Annotated in this window: 15 protein-coding genes; 6 read left to right on the top strand and 9 right to left on the bottom strand. The window is 65.3% G+C overall.

The genetic code is table 11. The annotated features are described in order from the left end of the window. The first annotated feature begins 75 nt into the window (after window positions 1–75). The 4 genes from AC1MCD_RS11910 to AC1MCD_RS11925 all read left to right on the top strand — a co-directional run bounded on the left by AC1MCD_RS11910 (window position 76) and on the right by AC1MCD_RS11925 (window position 9,792). A complete protein-coding gene (locus tag AC1MCD_RS11910) occupies window positions 76–1,098 on the top strand; it encodes a 3-oxoacyl-ACP synthase III (RefSeq protein ID WP_498672170.1) in 1,023 nt (340 codons plus the stop codon). Then, the gene (locus tag AC1MCD_RS11915) at window positions 1,092–3,800 is read left to right on the top strand and encodes an alpha/beta fold hydrolase (protein WP_498672171.1); all 2,709 of its coding nucleotides are present in this window, start codon (window positions 1,092–1,094) and stop codon (window positions 3,798–3,800) included. Before AC1MCD_RS11910 ends, AC1MCD_RS11915 begins: the two co-directional genes overlap by 7 nt. Continuing rightward, a complete protein-coding gene (locus AC1MCD_RS11920; protein WP_498672173.1) occupies window positions 3,797–4,783 on the top strand; it encodes an NAD-dependent epimerase/dehydratase family protein in 987 nt (328 codons plus the stop codon). The genes AC1MCD_RS11915 and AC1MCD_RS11920 overlap by 4 nt, the downstream gene beginning before the upstream one ends. A gap of 314 nt (window positions 4,784–5,097) precedes the next feature. Continuing rightward, complete coding sequence (locus AC1MCD_RS11925; RefSeq protein WP_498672175.1) at window positions 5,098–9,792, top strand: DUF4082 domain-containing protein; 4,695 nt, start codon at window positions 5,098–5,100, stop codon at window positions 9,790–9,792. A 156-nt stretch (window positions 9,793–9,948) separates the two neighbouring features. Here the strand turns inward: AC1MCD_RS11925 and AC1MCD_RS11930 are convergent, their stop codons facing one another. From AC1MCD_RS11930 to coaD, 8 genes are all read right to left on the bottom strand, one after another. Then, entirely contained in the window at window positions 9,949–10,992 is a 1,044-nt protein-coding gene (locus tag AC1MCD_RS11930; protein WP_498672177.1) for a TolB family protein, read from the bottom strand. Next, window positions 10,989–12,278 (bottom strand): MFS transporter, encoded by a 1,290-nt coding sequence (locus AC1MCD_RS11935; RefSeq protein WP_498672178.1) that lies wholly within the window; start codon window positions 12,276–12,278, stop codon window positions 10,989–10,991. The genes AC1MCD_RS11930 and AC1MCD_RS11935 overlap by 4 nt, the downstream gene beginning before the upstream one ends. 15 nt (window positions 12,279–12,293) lie before the next feature. Beyond that, entirely contained in the window at window positions 12,294–12,995 is a 702-nt protein-coding gene (locus AC1MCD_RS11940) for a hypothetical protein (protein WP_498672179.1), read from the bottom strand. Between the two features lie 109 nt (window positions 12,996–13,104). Next, on the bottom strand, window positions 13,105–14,076 hold the full coding sequence (gene mutM / locus AC1MCD_RS11945) for a bifunctional DNA-formamidopyrimidine glycosylase/DNA-(apurinic or apyrimidinic site) lyase (protein ID WP_498672181.1): 972 nt from the start codon (window positions 14,074–14,076) through the stop codon (window positions 13,105–13,107). Window positions 14,077–14,084: 8 nt separating this feature from the next. Beyond that, complete coding sequence (gene rnc, locus AC1MCD_RS11950) at window positions 14,085–14,810, bottom strand: ribonuclease III (RefSeq protein ID WP_498678311.1); 726 nt, start codon at window positions 14,808–14,810, stop codon at window positions 14,085–14,087. A 21-nt stretch (window positions 14,811–14,831) separates the two neighbouring features. Then, window positions 14,832–15,035, bottom strand: coding sequence for a 50S ribosomal protein L32 (rpmF, locus tag AC1MCD_RS11955; protein WP_056738282.1), 204 nt, complete (start codon window positions 15,033–15,035; stop codon window positions 14,832–14,834). 36 nt (window positions 15,036–15,071) lie between these two features. Continuing rightward, window positions 15,072–15,596, bottom strand: a complete 525-nt coding sequence (locus tag AC1MCD_RS11960) for a YceD family protein (protein ID WP_498672183.1) — start codon at window positions 15,594–15,596, stop codon at window positions 15,072–15,074. Between the two features lie 144 nt (window positions 15,597–15,740). Next, window positions 15,741–16,220: a pantetheine-phosphate adenylyltransferase gene (gene coaD / locus AC1MCD_RS11965; RefSeq protein ID WP_190989808.1), complete on the bottom strand. Its 480-nt coding sequence runs from the start codon at window positions 16,218–16,220 to the stop codon at window positions 15,741–15,743. Window positions 16,221–16,261: 41 nt separating this feature from the next. Between coaD and AC1MCD_RS11970 the strand changes: the two genes are divergently transcribed. Next, window positions 16,262–17,491: an aminotransferase class I/II-fold pyridoxal phosphate-dependent enzyme gene (locus AC1MCD_RS11970; RefSeq protein ID WP_498672184.1), complete on the top strand. Its 1,230-nt coding sequence runs from the start codon at window positions 16,262–16,264 to the stop codon at window positions 17,489–17,491. Then, on the top strand, window positions 17,491–18,279 hold the full coding sequence (locus AC1MCD_RS11975) for a spermidine synthase (RefSeq protein WP_498672186.1): 789 nt from the start codon (window positions 17,491–17,493) through the stop codon (window positions 18,277–18,279). The genes AC1MCD_RS11970 and AC1MCD_RS11975 overlap by 1 nt, the downstream gene beginning before the upstream one ends. 3 nt (window positions 18,280–18,282) lie before the next feature. Here AC1MCD_RS11975 and rsmD read toward each other — a convergent pair whose 3' ends face one another. Then, window positions 18,283–18,864 carry a 16S rRNA (guanine(966)-N(2))-methyltransferase RsmD gene (gene rsmD, locus AC1MCD_RS11980; protein WP_498672187.1) on the bottom strand — a complete coding sequence of 194 codons (582 nt, stop codon included), beginning with the start codon at window positions 18,862–18,864 and terminating at the stop codon, window positions 18,283–18,285. Between the last annotated feature and the right edge of the window lie 8 nt (window positions 18,865–18,872).

Here is an 18,872-nt window from a genome sequence, read left to right on the forward strand (position 1 = left end):
TTAAGCACTTGGGCTGGTGCTCGATGGTGCGGTCAGCCGCTGGAGCGCAGGCAGACACGAATGAGGGGCTTTATTTTGACAGGGAATGCAACATTCCGGCACAACAACACCGCCTTGCTGTCGGTGAGTAGCGTCGAAGCTCCGAAGATCGTCAGTTCCGCCGATTTCGACCGGCGGCTGGCCCCCACCCTGCGTCGCTTGAAGTTTCCCCCACGGCTGCTCGAACGGGTCGCAGGCATCACCCACCGGCGCTGGTGGGCGCCGGGTACATCGTTCGACGACGCCGCAATCGAGGCCGGCGCGAAGGCCCTGGCCGAGTCCGGGGTCGAAGCGTCGGAGGTGGGTTTGCTGATCAACACCTCTGTCACGCGGCGCAGCCTCGAACCGTCAGTGGCCGTAAAGATCCACCACGGACTCAGCCTGCCGTCGTCGGCCATGAACTTCGACCTCGCCAACGCATGCCTCGGCTTCGTCAACGGCCTGACGCTGGCGGCCAACATGATCGACTCCGGCCAGATCAAGTACGCGATGATCGTTAACGGTGAAGACGCCCAGGCCACACAGGAGGCCACCCTCGCCCGGCTGCAGCGGCCGGAGACCACCCGCGAGGACTTTGGCCGTGAGTTCGCCACGCTCACCCTGGGTTCCGGAGCCGCCGCGGCCGTTTTGGGCCCGGCGGACCAGCACCCGGGGGCCCACCGGATCGTCGGGGGCGTGATGCGCGCCGGTACCGAGCACCATGAGCTGTGCGTGGGCGGCATAGACGGCATGGCCACCGACACCAAGGGCCTGCTCGACGGCGGCCTGCAGTTGGTAGTCGACGCCTGGCACGAGGCCCAGCCGGAGTGGGACTGGGCCGCGATGGACCGCTACGTCACACATCAGGTGAGCAACGCCTACACGCAGGCCATCATCGACGCAATCGGCCTGGATCCGGCAAAGGTCCCCATCACGTTCCCCCACTGGGGCAACGTGGGGCCGGCCTCACTCCCCATGACCCTTGCCGCCGAAGCCCAGACCCTCGGGACCGGGGACCGGGTACTCTGCATGGGCGTCGGTTCCGGCCTTAACACCGCCTTGCTGGAAATCGAGTGGTAGCCGCCGACTGGCCCGGCGTCGACCCCGAATGGTCCCGGGAAATCCAGGTGGCGTCCACCTCCGCCGCGGATGAACCCGGAGCCGTGCGAAGCTGGCACCTGCTCGATAACGGTCCACAGCTCTCACGCCTTGGCCTGGTTCCTGCCGGCACCCTGTTGTGCGTACACGGCAACCCGACGTGGTCTTTCCTTTGGCGCACCCTGCTGGCCGCCGGAGCTGACCCCGCCCATCCGTGGCGCGTGGTGGCGGTAGACCAGCTGGATATGGGCTTCTCCGAGCGCACCGGCACGTTCCGGCGCCTGGAAGACCGCATCAACGACCTGGGCGATCTCACCGCCGCCCTGAAACTCGACGGGCCGGTGGTCACCGTCGGCCATGACTGGGGCGGCGTCATCAGCCTCGGCTGGGCCCTGGCGCACCCGGAGCAGCTAGCCGGGGTGGTGCTGACCAACACCGCCGTCCACCAGCCCGCCGGTTCTCCCATCCCACCGGCGCTGCGGCTGGCCCTTCACCCCGCCGTACACCGCTGGGGAACAACGACGTCGGACGCCTTCCTGCGGGTGACCCATGCCCTGGCCCACCCGCCGCTGGCCGCGGACATACGCGGCGCCTTCATGGCCCCCTACCGCAGCGCCGACCGCCGCGCCGGCGTGGGAAACTTTGTCGCCGACATTCCTGCGGACCCGTCCCATCCCAGCTACCCGGCACTCAGCCGCGTCGCCGAAGGGCTGCCCGGGCTGACGGTTCCGGCCCTGATGCTGTGGGGCCCGCGGGACCCGATCTTTTCCGACCGCTACCTCAAGGACCTCATCGGCCGGCTGCCACACGCGAAGGTGCACCGCTTCGAAGGTGCCGGCCATCTCGTTGCCGAAGACCGCGACATCGCCGCCCCCGTCTTCGAATGGCTGGCCGAACGCGGCCGGGACACCGCATCCGGTGTTCGACGGACGGGCGTCATGACCGGTGCCCGCGACGAGGCGGACACGCACCGGCTAGATGCCGGCGTTCCGCCTCTGTGGGCGCCGCTCACCGAACTGGCGGCAGGACCCAACGGCGGGGACACCGCCGTCGCGGAAATGGCCGCCGACGGTAGCGTCTCCCGTTCGCTCAACTGGCGGACACTGGAACAGAACATTGCCGCCCTCGCGGCGGGCTTGCTCCACCTCGGCGTACGGCCCGGCAACAGGGTCAGCCTCATGGTTCCGCCCGGTGTGGATCTGACCGTGGTCCTCTACGCCTGCCTGCGGATCGGTGCGGTGGTGGTTGTGGCCGACGCGGGCCTCGGAACACGCGGCCTGAGCCGTGCCGTGAAGGGTGCCACCCCGGATTTCCTGATCGGAATCGACAAGGCCCTGGCAGCTGCCTCGGTGCTCGGCTGGCCGGGACGGCGCATCAGCGTGCGGGAATTGCCCGCCGCCCGCCGCCGGCTCCTCGGCGTCGAGACCTCGCTCGCCGCCCTCACCCGCCGCACGGACAGCGCCAGCGACGAACCGCCGTCGAACGCTCCGGATCCGGCAGCGGCTCCGGGCCCCGACGCGCCCGCGGCCGTGCTCTTCACCTCCGGCTCCACCGGGCCCGCCAAAGGCGTGCTCTACACCCACCGGCAGCTGGTGGCCTTGCGGGATACCGTGGCGGCCACGCTGGGCATCCGTCCGGGCGCACGCCTGGTGGCGGCCTTCGCGCCGTTTGCCCTCCTGGGTCCGGCACTGGGAGCCGTTTCGGTGACGCCCGCCATGGATGTCACCGCGCCCCGCACCCTGACGGCCAACGCGTTGGCAGACGCGGCCGCTGCCGTTGATGCCACGGTAGTCTTCGCCTCACCCGCGGCCCTGCGCAACGTGCTCAGCACCAAGAATGGCTTGGGCCGTGCCGGCCACCAGGCATTGGAGCGCGTGGAACTGCTGCTCTCTGCCGGCGCGCCCGTCCCGGAGCCCCTCCTCATGGAGGCGCAGCGGCTGCTGCCGCGGGCCTCCCTGCACACCCCTTACGGGATGACCGAAGCGCTGCCTGTCACCGACATCAGCCTGGAACAAATCCGCACTGCGCAGGCGGATGCCGACGCCGGGACCGTGGCCGGGGCCGGCAACGGCGTGTGTGTGGGCCTGCCAGTGCACGGCGCGCGCGTGGCCCTGATCCCCCTCGCCGCAAACGGGACCGCCCCGGGGAACCACCCCGTCACCGATGCGGGGGTAACCGGCGAAATCCTCGTCAGCGCCCCGCATGTGAAGGACGCCTACGACAGGCTCTGGCTGACCCAGCGGGAGAGCGTCCGCACGGCCGGCTGGCACCGCACCGGCGACGTCGGGCACTTTGATGCCGCGGGCCGGCTCTGGGTTGAGGGCCGCCTCGCGCACGTTGTGACGGCGCCGGGTTCCGTGGTGACACCGGTCGGCGCCGAGCAGGCCATCGAACGCCTGGACGACGTAGGGCTGGCCGCGGTCGTGGGTGTCGGTCCCCCCGGGACGCAGGCCGTCGTCGCCGTCGTTGAGACCCTTCCTCCCGCACGCCGGACCGGTCCTGCCGCGCCGCAACTCGCCGGGCGTGTACGGAACGCTGCGCGCCTTGCCGGAGTCAGCGTCTCCGCCGTGCTCGCTGTCCCCTCCCAGCCGACAGATATCCGCCACAACGCCAAGATTGACAGGACCCGCCTGTCCCGGTGGGCGTCCCGCGTTTTGGCCGGCGGCCGTCCGGGCATGCCGTGAGGGTTCTCGTCACCGGCGCGAGCGGCCTGCTCGGACGTGAGGTAGCCCGGTTGCTGGTGAAGCAGGGCCACACCGTTACGACGTTCCAGCGCCGTGCCGCAGGCGTCGACGGCGCCACGGACCTTGCGGGGTCCATTACCGACGACGACGCCGTCCGCCGCGCCGTTGCCGGCGCCGAGGGCGTCATCCACCTCGCCGCGAAGGTCTCCTTCACCGGCCACGCCGCTGACTTCGATGACGTAAATGTCGAAGGGACACGCCGCCTGCTGCGTGCGGCCCGCGAGGCAGGTGTGCGGGACCTGGTGTTCGTCTCCTCCCCCTCCGTGGCCAACTCCGGGGCCGCCATCGCCGGACTGGGTGCCGAGCCGGCAGATCCCGCCCGCGCCCACGGCGACTACTCCCGCACGAAAGCGGCTGCCGAACTCCTGGCACTGGCTGCCGACTCGCCTGAATTCCGGGTCGCGGCGGTGCGCCCGCACATCGTTTGGGGCCCCGGGGACACGCAGTTAGTGGAACGGGTACTCGAGCGTGCCGGCCGCGGCCGCCTGCCGCTGCTCGACGCCGGTGCCGCCCTGATCGACACCACCTACGTGGACAATGCCGCCTCGGCCATCGTCGCCGGGCTGCACCGCATGGACCACGTCCATGGCCGGGCGCTCGTGGTCAGCAACGGCGAACCCCGCCCGGTTGGTGAGCTGCTGGCCGGCATTTGTGCCGCAGGCGGCGTGCCCGCGCCATCGTGGCGGGTACCGGGCAGGTTTGCCCGTGCGGCGGGATCGGTAGTGGAGAAGGTCTGGGTCCGTGCCGCCCTGCAGGAAGAGCCGCCGATGACCAGATTCCTCGCCGAGCAGCTCTCCACCGCCCACTGGTTCGATCAGCGCGAGACCCGCGAGCTCCTCAACTGGACCCCGGCCGTCACACTGGACGAAGGTCTCGCGAAGCTGGCCAAGCACTACGGCGGCCGGACGCTGCGGACCCCCTGATTCGTCCTGCGGGTTTCCACAGACTTCGTTGCAGGCGCGCCAATCTCCTTGTTGCCTATTTATGTCATGCCTAATATCGCAGCAACAGGGTTGTTTTGTGCGGCTTAGCTTGGCGGTCTCTCACGGGTCTTAGGACCGGTTCCAGCCAATGCTAAATCCATCACCGGTGCAGACGGTGGGGAGGCAGCACCGACGTCACGGCCCTGCGGACAACTGAATGTCTTGGTTTGGCTGCCCCTGGGGGGAGCGGCGACGGCCCGAAGCAACTCGCTCCGGGCCTGCTTCGCAACAGCGTACTCAATCCAGGAGTTCACATGCCCGCATACCCAGCCGAGCGTTCCCTGAAGCCCCTGCGGCGAACCGTCGTGGTGGTGATTCTCGCGCTCGTAGCTGCGCTGTTGCCCGTCGGTCTTCCAGCGAATTTTCTCACCAGTGCGTCGGCCGCGGACCCGTGCGCTCCGCTGATTAATGCCATCTCGTGCGAGAACTCAAAGCCGGGCAGCCCGGCCTCCGAGTGGGACATTTCGGGGGCCGGCGATTCCGATATTCAGGGCTTCGCAACCGAGATCAGTGTCAATGCCGGGCAGCCCATCCGATTCAAGGTGGACACCAACGCCGCCAACTACAGCATCAACATCTACCGAACAGGCTGGTACCAGGGCCTCGGGGCCCGCAAGATCGCCGCCGTAACCCCATCAGCCTTCCGGCAAAACCAGCCGCAGTGCCTCACAGACGTCACCACGGAACTGTACGACTGCGGCAACTGGGCCGTTTCAGCCACATGGCAGGTGCCCTCGACAGCAGTCTCGGGCGTGTACTTTGCCCTCCTGACCCGCCCGGACAATGGAAGCCAAAGCCACATCACGTTTATTGTCCGCAATGACGCGAGCCACTCGGACGTTGTATTCCAAACTTCCGACACGTCGTGGCAGGCCTACAACACCTACGGCGGTGCTGACTTTTATCAAGGCGCTGTCAACGGCCGTGCCTACAAAATCAGCTACAACCGTCCCGTTGACACAAGGGGTGGACCGGACGGCCGGGATTTTTACTTCAGCAACGAATACCCCCTGGTCCGCTTCCTGGAGAAAAACGGCTACGACGTCAGCTACATCAGCGGCGTGGATACCGATCGCAGCGGCGGCCTGCTGCTCAACCACAAAGTCTTCCTTTCGGTGGGGCACGATGAATATTGGTCGGGTGCGCAGCGCACCAATGTGGCGGCGGCCCGGGACGCGGGCGTGAACCTTCAGTTCCTCTCCGGAAACGAGATGTACTGGCGGACTCGCTACGAACCGTCCGCCGTTGACGGGGCCGCGTATCGGACCATCACCTCGTACAAGGAAACCTGGGCCAACAGCAAGATCGATCCCAGCAACGAATGGACCGGCACGTGGCGTGATCCCCGGTATGCCTCACAGGCCAATGGCGGCGGCCTGCCTGAGAACGGCCTGACCGGCACCCTGTACATGTCGAATTTCTCTGATCTGCCCATTACCGTGAACGCTGCGGAAGGCAAGTCCCGGCTCTGGCGTGGCACGTCGCTCGCCACCCTGGCGGCAGGGACATCGGCCCAGCTGGCTCCGCACACCGTGGGCTATGAATCCGACGAAGACCTGGACAACGGCTTCCGGCCCGCCGGACTCATCCGGCTGTCCACAACAACAGGACCGGTAGAGCAGTACCTCCAGGACTACGGAAACACCGTCAAAGCCGGCACAACCACCCACAACGTCACGCTCTACCGTGCGGCCAGCGGGGCCCTGGTATTCTCCGCGGGCACCGTCCAGTGGACCTGGGGCCTTGACCAAGAGCACGATGGCCCGGGAGCTCCAGCGGATCCCCGCATGCAGCAAGCCCAGATCAACCTCTTGGCGGATATGGGTGCCCAGCCGGGCACGCGCGACCCCGGTCTTTCCCCGGCCACTCCCAGTACTGACAACACTGGCCCCGTGGTCACCATTGCTTCTCCTGCCCAGGGTGCTGCGATACCGCAAGGGACCAGTGTCACGGCCTCCGGAAGTGCCACCGATACCGGCGGCATTGTTTCAGGGGTGGAGGTTTCCACAGATGGCGGAGCCAGCTGGCATCCTGCGCAAGGAAAACAGAACTGGACGTACACCTACATCCAGAAGGGCTTGTCCAGCGCCACGTTGCAGGTCCGTGCCGTGGACGACACCGCCAATATCGGGGCCGCCGCAACCCGCAATCTCACCCTGACCGGCCCTTACACGGTCTTCGGCACCCAGGTGCCGGCTGTGGCGGACTCCGGGGATGGCGGAGCTTACGAACTGGGTTTGAAGATCACGCCGACGGTGGATGGTTTCATCACGGGCGTGAGGTTCTACAAGAGCACCGCAAACACCGGAACCCACATGGGATCGCTATGGAACTCCGCCGGCCAGCGTGTGGCCAGTGCAACTTTCACAGCGGAAACAGCTACGGGTTGGCAGAAGGTCCTCTTTTCCCAGCCTGTCGCCGTGGGGGCCGGCCAGACCTACACCGTGTCGTACACAGCCCCGCGTGGCCACTACGCCGCCAAGGACCGCCAGTGGGACAGCTTCGGCTTCAACGATCCGCCCCTGACTGTAGCCGGGGGCTTCGCCAGCCCGCCTGCCGGGGTCTACGGCAGCCCGGACGCCTACCCAACAAGCAGCTACGGCAACGGAAACTATTTCGTAGACGCCGTCTTTGACACGACGGACACCACGCCGCTGACTGTTTCAGGGCAGTGGCCTCTAGGCGGCTCGTCCAGCGTTCCGCAGTCCACCACAGTGGGAGCTGTCTTCTCCAAGCCGGTAACCGCTTCGAGCGTCCAGCTGAAACTGACGGCCTCCGGCGGGACCGACGTCGCCGGGACCACGGGTTACGACGCTGTGGCACGGAAAGTCACGTTCACTCCTGCGTCCAGCCTTGAACTTGGCACGACGTACACAGCGACCCTCAGCGCCACCGCTTCCAGCGGCGGAGCCCTAACTTCGGGCGGAACGTGGTCCTTCACCACGGTTGCCTCTCCGCCGGTGCCCGGAACGTGTCCCTGCAGCTTCTATGACGATTCGGTGCTCCCGGGCATCCCGGAAGTCAGGGACGGCGTACCCCTCACCCTGGGCATACGGTTCTCCAGCACAACCGGCGGCACACTGACCGGCGTCCGTTTCTACAAATCCGCAGGAAATACCGGTACGCACACAGGCACACTGTTCACGGCCTCCGGCCAGCAACTGGCCACCGTGACGTTCGCCAATGAAAGCACCTCCGGCTGGCAGACCGCATACTTCAACCAGCCTGTTGGCATGAGCGCCAACACGGAGTACGTCATGGCTTACAAGACCACAACCGGTACCTACTCAGCGACGGTCAATGGATTTGGCCCAGGACTAAGCGCCGGCAACCTGAGGACGTCTTCTGACGCAGGCGCCTACTCATACTCCAACGATTTCCCGAACGCCCGTTCAACGGCGAGCTACCTGGTCGATGTTGTGGTCCAGTACCCGGATCCACCATTCACCGCCGCCGCCCAATCGCCGCTGCCCGGCTCGTCAAGCGTGGCGCTGAACAGCACGGTGTCGGCTGTCTTCTCCAAACCTGTGACAGCATCCACGGTGAAGGCCACCCTCACGGGTCCAGGAACGGCGTCTGTCCCCGGTACAACGGCCTTCGACGCCACAACGTCCAAGATGACCTTCACGCCATCTGCCCCGTTGGCTGCCGCCACCACCTACACCGCGACACTGACAGCCACGTCCGCAACGGGTCAACAACTCGGTGCCGGCGGCTCCTGGAGCTTCACCACGGTCCCGTCCCCCAGGACAGAAGGGACCTGCCCCTGCACGCTCTACCAGGACACAGTCACGCCAACGGTAATGGAGTCCAACGACGGCATCCCGCTCGTCCTGGGCGTCAGGTTCGCGAGTTCGGCCGCCGGCACCATTACCGGAATCCGGTTCTACAAGGCTGCCGGAAACACCGGCACACATTCCGGTTCCCTCTTCACCGTGACAGGCCAACAGCTCGCCACGGTCACCTTCACCGGGGAAACCTCAGCAGGCTGGCAGACTGCGACCTTCAGCCAGCCGGTGGCCATAGCGGCCGACACGGAATACGTCGCCGCCTACCGCTCCCCCAGCGGCACCTACTCGGCCACGCCTGGAGGGTTCGCGTCAGGGTTCACGAGCGGTCCGCTCCGCACGGCAGCGGGCTCCGGCTCCTACTCCTACAGCGGCGATTTCCCGTCGTCGGGGTCCAATGCCAGCTACCTGGTGGATCTTGTGTTTGAGCAAGGCGGGAGTACCCCCGCACCGCCACCCCCGGCACCTTTGACTGTCACATCCCAGTCACCGGCGCCGAACGCAACCGGTGTTGCACTGAGCGCTAAGCCGAGCCTGACGCTGTCCTCAGCGGTGCAGCCCGGGTCGGCCTTGGTGCTGTCGGCAGGAGGCGCCAACGTGGCCGGTTCGTCGGCACTATCCGCGGATGCCCGCACCATCACCTTCAGCCCTGCGCAGCAGCTACCTTCGAATGCGCAGATCACCGCGAGCGCCAGCAACGTCATTTCCACAACAGGGGCCTCACTCGCTCCCACTTCGTGGCAATTCACCACAGTCAACGCGGCGCCTGCCGCCCAGACCCTGTTTTCTTCTATGGTCCCCCAAGTCGCGGCTTCCACTGACACGAGTGCCATGGAGCTTGGCACGGCGTTCCAGACGACGGCCGCTGGCGTGGTCACCGCGCTGAGGTTCTACAAAGGTCCCAGCAACACAGGGGTCCACACCGGATCCCTGTGGGATCCGGTGGGCGCCCGGCTGATCCGGGTAGCCTTCGCCAACGAAACGGCCAGCGGGTGGCAGACCGCGGTCCTGGCCAGCCCTATCCGGTTGGCTGTGGGCGCCACGTACGTTGTTTCCTATAACGCGCCGGTGGGCCGCTACTCGTACACGGCCAACTTCTTCACCCAGGTCTGGTCGAGCGGCGTCCTCCGCGCACCCACCAGGAACGGGCTCTACGGTTAGGGACAGGAACAGCAGTCCCTAACCGGACAGACAGGGCCACCAACTACTTCGTTGACGTTGTGTTCGCGCCTGATCCGGCCAGCTGAATGGCTTAGGACAGACTGGCAGCAGGGGCTACTCTCCCGCTGCCAGTCTGTTTCATGAAGCCAAATGGTCTCAGCGCACCACGGAGGGAGACCAGGCGTGTTCGATGAAGAGTTCCGGCCGGGAATCGGCGTTGGTGCCGAGACGCCAGATGTCGCTGTCTCCGGCAGCATCATCCCGGCCCAGTCCGTAGAGCAGGGTGTTGTTGTCCAGCCATTCAACCTGGTCATCAACGTTGCGTGTCTCCGCAAGGAGTGACTCAGTGCCCGTGGCAATATCGAGGACCGCGATGTTCCAGAGCGGTGTCACGGTGCCTGCCATGTTCTTTTTGAAGGCAATTCGTTTGCCGTCGGGAGAGACTGACGGACATTCAACGCCGTCGTGGACTGCGGTGAGCTTACGGGACGAGATGCTTCCCTGGACAAGCCAAATCCGGCCGTTCGATGCTGCCGTGGCGTAAAAGGAATCGGATTGGCCCGGAAGAAAGGTCACTCCCCAGATGTTCCTGTCCGCAGGACTGACCTGGGCGCCGTTGACCCACAAGGCGAAGTCCTCGAGGCTTCCTGTCCCGGTGCCGCCGTCCACGGGACTGATCACCGTCTCAGTGGAAAATCCTGTTCCCGCATACGAGTGCCCGGTCACGAAGACTGTTGTTGCTGCGGTGCTTCCGGCTCCATCAAGTCTTGTGCGGCTGGGGATCCCACGCAGCGCCCAGCTGCGGATCTCCTGCCAGTTCCTGTCATAGATGGCCGCCTCATAGCTGGTGATCAGACCGCGGTTGGTCCGCAGGCACACCACTTCACCGGATGTCCCGTAAACGCGGTCGCAGGCGGCGCCGCCCACCGTCCTTTGTGCTCCCGGGGCGGACAGGAGGACCGTCGCCACCTGGCCATAGCCCACACCGGAGGCGGTGTTGCGGAACAGGACAAACGGCTGGTCCGGCAGGGAAGAGCTGCCGGCCGCGATGTCAGCCGAGGATGCCGCAAGGCTTGCAGCCTGGAACCGCTGGAACGCTTGAGCGGCATACGTTCCGGCGCCGGCAACCACGATCACGGTCAGTACCAACAGGATGACCCAACGGAGTTTTCCGTCAGTCTCCCAGCGGCGCCGGGTCATGCCACGCGCTTCTCATGCCCGATCCCGTTAAGGATGAACGGAGACGCCACGACGGCAACGGTCAACAGGCAGGCAACCACAACCATCGCCGCCGCCGGACCCAGTGCGAACCATAGAATCCCGAAAACGGCTGAAGCAGCCATCCGGCTTACCGCCACTACGGTCTGCGCCGCGCCGATACCCGTTGCTAGCCTTTCAGGGGGGGTGAGCTGGCTGGCAAGGGCTGCCAATACCCCATCCGTAGCGGCATAGAACACGCCGAGAAGGACAAGGCAGCCGAGCGTCGGCCCGATTCCCGCGAACGGCATAGCTGTCAGCAAATAACAGGCGAGTAGCGCCGCGTGCCCTGAGATGAAAACCTTGGCTTTGCCCCACCGGTCAGCGAGCCTGCCCAGCGGTACGGCAAGCACCAGGAATACGAGGTTGGTGCCCACATACAGTAGCGGGAACCACTGCACGGCGAACGAATTCTTGTCCTGCAGCACGAGGTAGATAAAGCCGTCTCCCACGGTAAGCAACCCCAGGATTCCGGCAACTACCAGCAGTCGCCCAAGGCCTGGTTCCCGGAGCATCGGCCAGCGGAACGAAACTGCCGGAATTTTCGGCCTGTCCGTCCCGGAGCGAGGCCTTCCGGCACGCAGATCCGGGACGAGCAGTGCCAGCACGGCCACGCCAATGACGGCGAATGCCAGCGACACCACAAAGACTGTTGAGTAGCCGTTGGGGATGAGCATAAGAATGAAAAAGGCCAGGAGGGGCCCGGTCGCGGCGCCGATATTGTCGAGCATCCGGTGGACGCCAAAGTGCCTTGCCAGATGTTCAGGCTGCGCCGAAACAGTGATCAGCGCGTCACGGGGAGCAGTGCGGATGCCTTTGCCGATCCTGTCGCCGGTGATGGTCGCCGTGAGGGACCAAAAGCCGCCGGCAAACAGAAGACCGATCCTGGCGGCCATCGAAAGCCCATACCCGGCGACGGCAACACGCTTGGGATGGCCCATCCTGTCAGAAGCCCACCCGGCCGCGATCCTGACCAACGCGCTGGCCCCCTGGTTGATGCCGTCCAGTACACCAAACGCGATCACCGAGAGCCCCAGGAAACCCGTGATGTACAGGGGCAGGATGGCGGCCACTGACTCGGAGGAGATGTCGGTGAACATGCTGACAACGCCAAGCCACACGATGGTGTGCGAGAGTTTGAACCGCGTTTCAGGCCGCCGGGTTCGACCGCCGTCGGCAACGTGCTCGTCCTTCTTGCCGCCGTTGCGGTCTGACACGGAGATATACATCAGCTGGTCGTCCGTTTACGCATGGAGGCTGCCTAACAGTGTGAACCGCGTGCTTCCGGTCCCCGTCGTCGTGATGGCCACCGTCACGGTGTCAGTTCCGCGCGACAGGCGAATGGACTGCCGGCCATCCCCGGATGTCACTGCTTCGGACTGGAAGCCCAGGGCCAGCAGGGACTGCTGAAAATGACCCGTTACCTGCGCGACGCTCAGCTCCGCGATACCGTCAGCGGTGACCTGGAGCGTCCGATCAGCGGAGCCCACACTGGTGGACACCAGGACAGTCCGTTCGGGGAAGGTCACCACCTGGACGGGGAAGCCCTCCACGACCTTGCCTTGGGCTGACGCCGAGGCCGGCAACGGAGTTCGGATCAAGGCGGCCGGAGGCGATGGCATGGGCAGGCCGGTGGGTGCGGCACTGGCCGGCGGCAGAACTTCCAGGACACGTCGACCCGCTGGATCCGGCGCGGCCGCTTCGGACGGCGTTCCTTCCGGCGGTGATGCCGCGGCTGGTGTTGACTCCGTACCCTCGCCAGACCCGGCCGTGCCGCCGGCCTCTGTCCCCGAAGGGTGCGGAATACTGCCGTCCGCAGAGGAGCTGCCCGTGCCAGCATTAGGCGGGGTTGTGCCTGCCGGGGCGACCTGGTCAAGCACCGCAGCTCCGCCGCCCAGCAAGGCAGCGGCTACAACTCCCGCGAGGACCAGTTTCTTGGTGATCATGGCTCCGCCACTGCCACCGCGATAAGAACACCCCAGACTTTCATGGGCTCAGTCTGCCAAGGGAACCCACATTGCGGAACCGCAGAATCCGCACACTTTTCGCTTCTTCCTACCAGCGTCCGTTCCGTGGGCGCGGTTGGCAGACGGGGCACGTGTAGGACGAGCGGTTCATGAACTGTTCGCGGCGGATCAAGGAGTTAATTCCGACGGCGGCGCACCGGTGGCAGGGCAGCCCCTCCCTGCCGTACGCGTTCAGGGAGCGGTCGAAGTAGCCGGAGGCGCCGTTGACGTTGACGTACAGGGAGTCGAAGCTGGTCCCGCCGGCCGCAAGCGCGTCAAGCATGACCTCGCGGGCGCACGTGATCACGCGTTGCGCCTCGGATCGGCCCAGCTTGTCCGTGGGCCGGGCGTAATGCAGGCCGGCACGCCAGAGCGACTCGTCAGCGTAAATGTTGCCGATGCCCGAGACCAGCCCCTGATCCAAAAGGGCGCGCTTGAGGCCGGTCCTGCGTTTTTTGAGCCGGCTGTAGAAAAGCTCGAAGGAAAATGCGGGATCGAGGGGGTCCCGGGCGATGTGCGCTGCCTCTGCGGCAATCAAGGGAACAGGTGACTCCGCGATGCCGCCGGGACCGCCGTCGTCAGTGGGAACCAAATCCGTCACAAACAGGCCGCCAAAGATGCGCTGGTCCACAAAACGGAGCTGGTCCGGCAAGCCCTCACCCGGGCTCAGCCGGAGGCGCACTTTCAGGTGCTTTTCGTCCAGGACGGACGAATCCTGCATCAGCAGTTGGCCACTCATGCCAAGGTGCGCCATGAGGGCGACGGCCGGCTCGGCGGGCGCCGGGACACCACCGGCAGTGGCGACATCCCCGGCTTCGCGCAGCGGCATCCACAGGAACTTTCCGCGCCGCACCACATCCACCACCGTGGCGCCTTGGAGGTTGCCCATGAAGTCCTCGGGGCCCAGTGTGTGGCGGCGGAGCGAACGGGGGTCCAGGACGTCGACCGAAGTGATGGTCCGGCCGCGGACCCAGCGCACCAACCCGCGGCGGACCACTTCAACTTCAGGCAGTTCGGGCACGGCTGGACCTAGGCGCCGGAACCGGACCCGGCTGATCCGCCGGTCGCGGCTTCCTTGGTTCCGGAGAGAACACGCCAGGCGTCCGCGGCAGCTTCCTGCTCGGCTTCTTTTTTGGAGTGGCCCGAGCCATTGCCGTACGGCTTGCCGCCGATGTTCAGGACAGCTTTGAAGGTACGGGCGTGGTCAGGACCGGCTCCCTCGACTGCGTAGAAGATAGTGCCAAGCTGCCGGCTTGCGGCGAGCTCCTGGATGCTGGTTTTCCAGTCCGTTCCCGCACCAAGGGCCGCCGCGTCCTTCAGGAGCGGGCCGATCAGTCGCATGACCAGCTGACGTGCAGTCTCGATGTCGTTGGACACGTAGGTGGCGCCGATGAGTGCTTCCATGGTGTCCGCCAGGATGGAGGCCTTGTTCTTGCCCTCGGTAAGCTTTTCGCCCTGCCCCAGATAGATGTAGTCCCCGATGCCCAGGCTTCGGCCGATACCGGCCAGGGCACGTGTGCTGACTACCGCGGAGCGGCGTTTGGCGAGGTCGCCTTCGGGCAGCGTGGGATTGTCCCGGTACAGGGCGTCCGTCACAGAGAAACCCAGGATGGAGTCGCCGAGGAACTCAAGGCGCTCGTTGGTGGGTATGCCGCCGTTTTCGTAGGCGTAAGAACGGTGTGTCAGAGCAAGACGAAGCGTCCCGGCGTCAATGGAGACACCGAGACGCTTCAGAAGCTCTTCAGTTGAAGATATCATCTCAGCCTTGGGGGCCGATTAGACGTCTGCGACCTTGCGGCCCTTGTACTCAAGGAACAGCGCAGTGCCAGCCGAGTCAGTAACGACCTTTGCCTGGTGCGGCAGGCTGTAAACAACCTGGCCGTTCTCGACAGTCTTCACCAGGTGGGGGGCGGTTGCCTTCCACTGGGAGCGGCGGGCGCGGGTATTCGAGCGAGACATTTTCCGCTTCGGGACAGCCACGGCTAACTCATTTCTCTCTAGACAAACACGTACAGATCAGTTTTGCCGGTCAGGCTTAGCCAAGTCAGCCAGGGCGGCCCAGCGAGGATCTACGACCTCGTGGTGATGCCCCGGCTCGTCTTCCAGGCGTACTCCGCATTCGGAGCAAAGGCCCTGGCAGTCTTCCCGGCACACCGGCTGGAACGGCAGCATGGTTACAACTGCGTCCCGCAACACCGGTTCAAGATCGATTAGATCGTGCTCGACTCGACGTTGCTCTTCTTCGTCTTCTTCATCTGAAAGCAGGACGCCCTCATAGAAGAAAAGTTCTTGCACATTGACCTCAAGGTCATACGCAAGGGGATCCAGGCATCGACCGCATTCGCCTGTAACTTCGGCGACCGCGGTTCCTGATACCAGAATTCCTTCGTGTACGGCCTCAAGCCTCAAGTCCAGCTCGATATCCGAGCCTTCCTGAACGCCAATGAGTGCCACGCCAAAATCACTTGGCGCGGGTACATGTTCCTTCAGCGTCCGCATGCTGCCCGGGCTGCGCCCGAGATCCTTGACGTCGAACGCCAAGGGCGAACTAGCATCTCGTTTAATGAGAACTCCTGTTGAACATATGACCGACGTACCATCTTAGCCTGAAGAGCCGCAGGGACTCAAACCGGGCCGGGACAGCCGCCGAAGTACCGGACAAGCCTACCCTCTTGGGAGTTGGTCCTACGCCGACTCGCCTGAGAGCAGCCTTTTTTGCACTGAACGCGGTACATAGTCGGAAACGCTGCCGCCCAGGCTGGCCACTTCCTTGATGAGGGTGGACGACAGGTGGAGGTAGTGCGCCTCTGCCGGCAGGAACACCGTCTCAACGCCGCTGAGCTGGCGGTTCATGGTGGCCATGGGGAGTTCGTAATCGAAATCCGATGAAGAACGGAGACCCTTCACGATCGCGGACACACCACGCTGGCGGCAATACTCGGCCAGGAGGCCCTCCCCCACAGGCTCAACCACAATGCCTTGCAGCGAAGCCAGGGTTTCCCGGGCCATGTCGATGCGATCCCCTAGGCTGAACATGTACTTCTTGGCGTAGTTCGTGGAAACAGCCACAATCACTTCATCGAAGAGGCCGGCCGCGCGGGCAATGACCTCGAGGTGACCGTTGTGTATGGGGTCATAGGATCCGGGGCAGACTGCGCGTCTCATCCACCGAACCTACCGCATGGAGGCCGGGATACCATGACTGAATGCATCCACCACGGGAACTTTCCATGCCCGCAGCACCGGCTCCGTGGCAGCGGACGGCGGCCGGCGCAAACCTCCTGGGACCTGCCGGCCAGCTGGGCGTCACCATCTTCGAGGAGATGACCACCCTGGCCGCGCAGACGGGCGCCATCAATCTGGGTCAGGGCTTTCCGGACGAGGACGGGCCGGCTGAAATCAAGGCCGCAGCCATGGCCGCCATCGAGGCGGGTGCCAACCAGTACGCGCCGGGCAAGGGCGTCCTGGAACTGCGGGAAGCCGTCGCGGCCCACCAGAGCCGGTTCTACGGCCTGACCCTGGACCCGCAGACGGAGGTCATCGTCACCACCGGGGCTACCGAGGCCATCGCGGCTGCCCTGCTGGCGTTCACCGGGCCGGGCGATGAGGTGCTGACGTTCGAGCCGTTCTACGACTCATACGGCGCCGTCATTGGTCTGACCGGCGCCACCCACACCACCGCCCCGCTCCTTGCCCCTGACTTCTTCCCGGACATGGCAGCACTCGAAGCAGCGTTCACCGACCGTACCCGGGTGGTATTGCTGAATAATCCCCACAATCCCACGGGCGCGGTGTTCCCCCGTCAGGTCCTTCAGCGCGTCATTGAGCTTGCCCGCAAGCATGACTGCCTGATCATCACCGATGAGGTGTACGAGCACCTTACTTTCGGTGCCCGGCACATCCCGGTGGCTTCCTTGCCGGGTGCCGCCGAGAGGACCATCACCATTTCCTCGGCAGGAAAGACTTTTTCCTTCACCGGCTGGAAGATCGGCTGGCTGACCGGGCCGGAGCACCTTGTGGCGGCAGTCCGCACCGTCAAGCAATTCCTGACCTACAGTTCCGGCACGCCGTTCCAGGCAGCCATTGCCACCGGACTGGCACTGCCGGACGAGTTCTACCACGGGATTTCAGCCACGCTGCAGAAGAAGCGGGACATCCTCAGCGCAGGCCTCCGCGCCGCAGGCTTCGATGTCTTCACCCCGCAGGGCACTTACTTCGTCAACGTGGACACCGCACCCCTCGGCATTGCCGACTCCGTGGACCTTGCCCGCCGTCTTCCCGCCCTGGTGGGGGTTGCCGCAATCCCCGTGCCGGTCTTCTGCCATCCGCAAGGTGCGGAACGGACCCGCAGCCTGCTCAGGTTCGCCTTCTGCAAAAAGGTGGCAGTCCTCGAGGAGGCGGCCGCCCGGCTGGCAACGCTCAGCGGAAAGCTGTGATGCCGGAGGCTGGCGGTGCACGGTCCACCAGGTTTCTGCGCACCACCGGACAACATGCCGCCATCGAGCCTGATGCCTTCACTGACGGCGCCTACGTCCTCAGCATCGGCGGGGCCGAACAGTCCCACGTCAATCTGGCCCACCCGGAAGAGATTTTTTACGAATACCTGCGGCGGATCGGCCACGTGGTGGACCTCGCCGCGCCCCCAGGCCGGCCGATCGCGGCGCTGCATCTCGGCGCCGGGGCACTGACACTGGCCCGCTATATCCAGGCGACCCGGCCCGGTTCCGTCCAGTATGCGGTGGAGCTGGAGCGGGAGCTCCTGGACTATGTCCTGCAGCAGCTCCCCCTGCCCGACGGAACCGACCTGCACACCATCATCGGCGATGCCCGCGACGCTCTGGCGGAGCTGGATGGGGACCTTCAGTTCGACGTCGTCATCCTGGATATCTTCTCCGGGCCCTACGCCCCGGAACACATTGCCTGCACAGAGTTCTACGAAGAGGCCCGTGCACGGCTCAGCCCCGGAGGTCTGCTGATCGTCAACGTCGGCGATGAACCTGGCCTCACGCTGGTCCGCAGCCAGGTGGCCGCCATGCGCCGCGCCATGACCGATGTGGCGGCGTTCGCGGAGACGGGCATGTTTGCGGGCCGCTACCCCGGCAACATCATCCTCACCGGCACGCAGACGGCGTGGCCCGAGGGCTGGACCGCCGAACTGACGGCACGCGGCCCCCACCCCGCCAAAGTCCTGGCGGGCGTGGACCTGGACAGGCTCGAGGGCTGAATTTCAGTCCTCCGGAAGCACTGAGGGCTCTGCGAACCAGAGCTTGGTTTCCCCGTACTTCCGCTCCGCAAACCGTTCAAGGCCGGCCGGCCAGCCTGGTTCCGGCGAGCGCGAGGACCGTTCCACCACCACCACCGCAGCCGGAGCGAGATGGCCTGCGAGTTTGGCCAAAACCGCCGAGACGGCAACCTCGTCCAATGGGTAGGGCGGGTCCATAAAAACGAGGTCCCAGCGGACCTCCTCTGATGTGCGCTCCAAAAAGGACTCCACTTTGGAACGGTGGACCGTGACGACCTTGCGGGCCAGCACGCCGTTGATGAGATCAGCGTTGCGCTGGCAGACGGAACTTGCCTTGGCATCGAATTCCACCAGGTCAACGGCGTCGGCGCCCCTGCTGCTGCTCTCCACGCCCAGCGCTCCGGAGCCGGCGTAGAGGTCCAGGACGCGGCCACCGGCAATGATGCCGAAGGCATCCAGCCGGGAAAATAACGCCTCCTTGACGCGGTCCGTGGTGGGCCGGGTCATGGACCCCGGGACGCTGACCAGCGGGGTCCCGCCCGCGGCGCCCGAAATGATGCGGCTCATGCCCGCCT

This window comes from Arthrobacter sp. BF1, assembly GCF_056680215.1.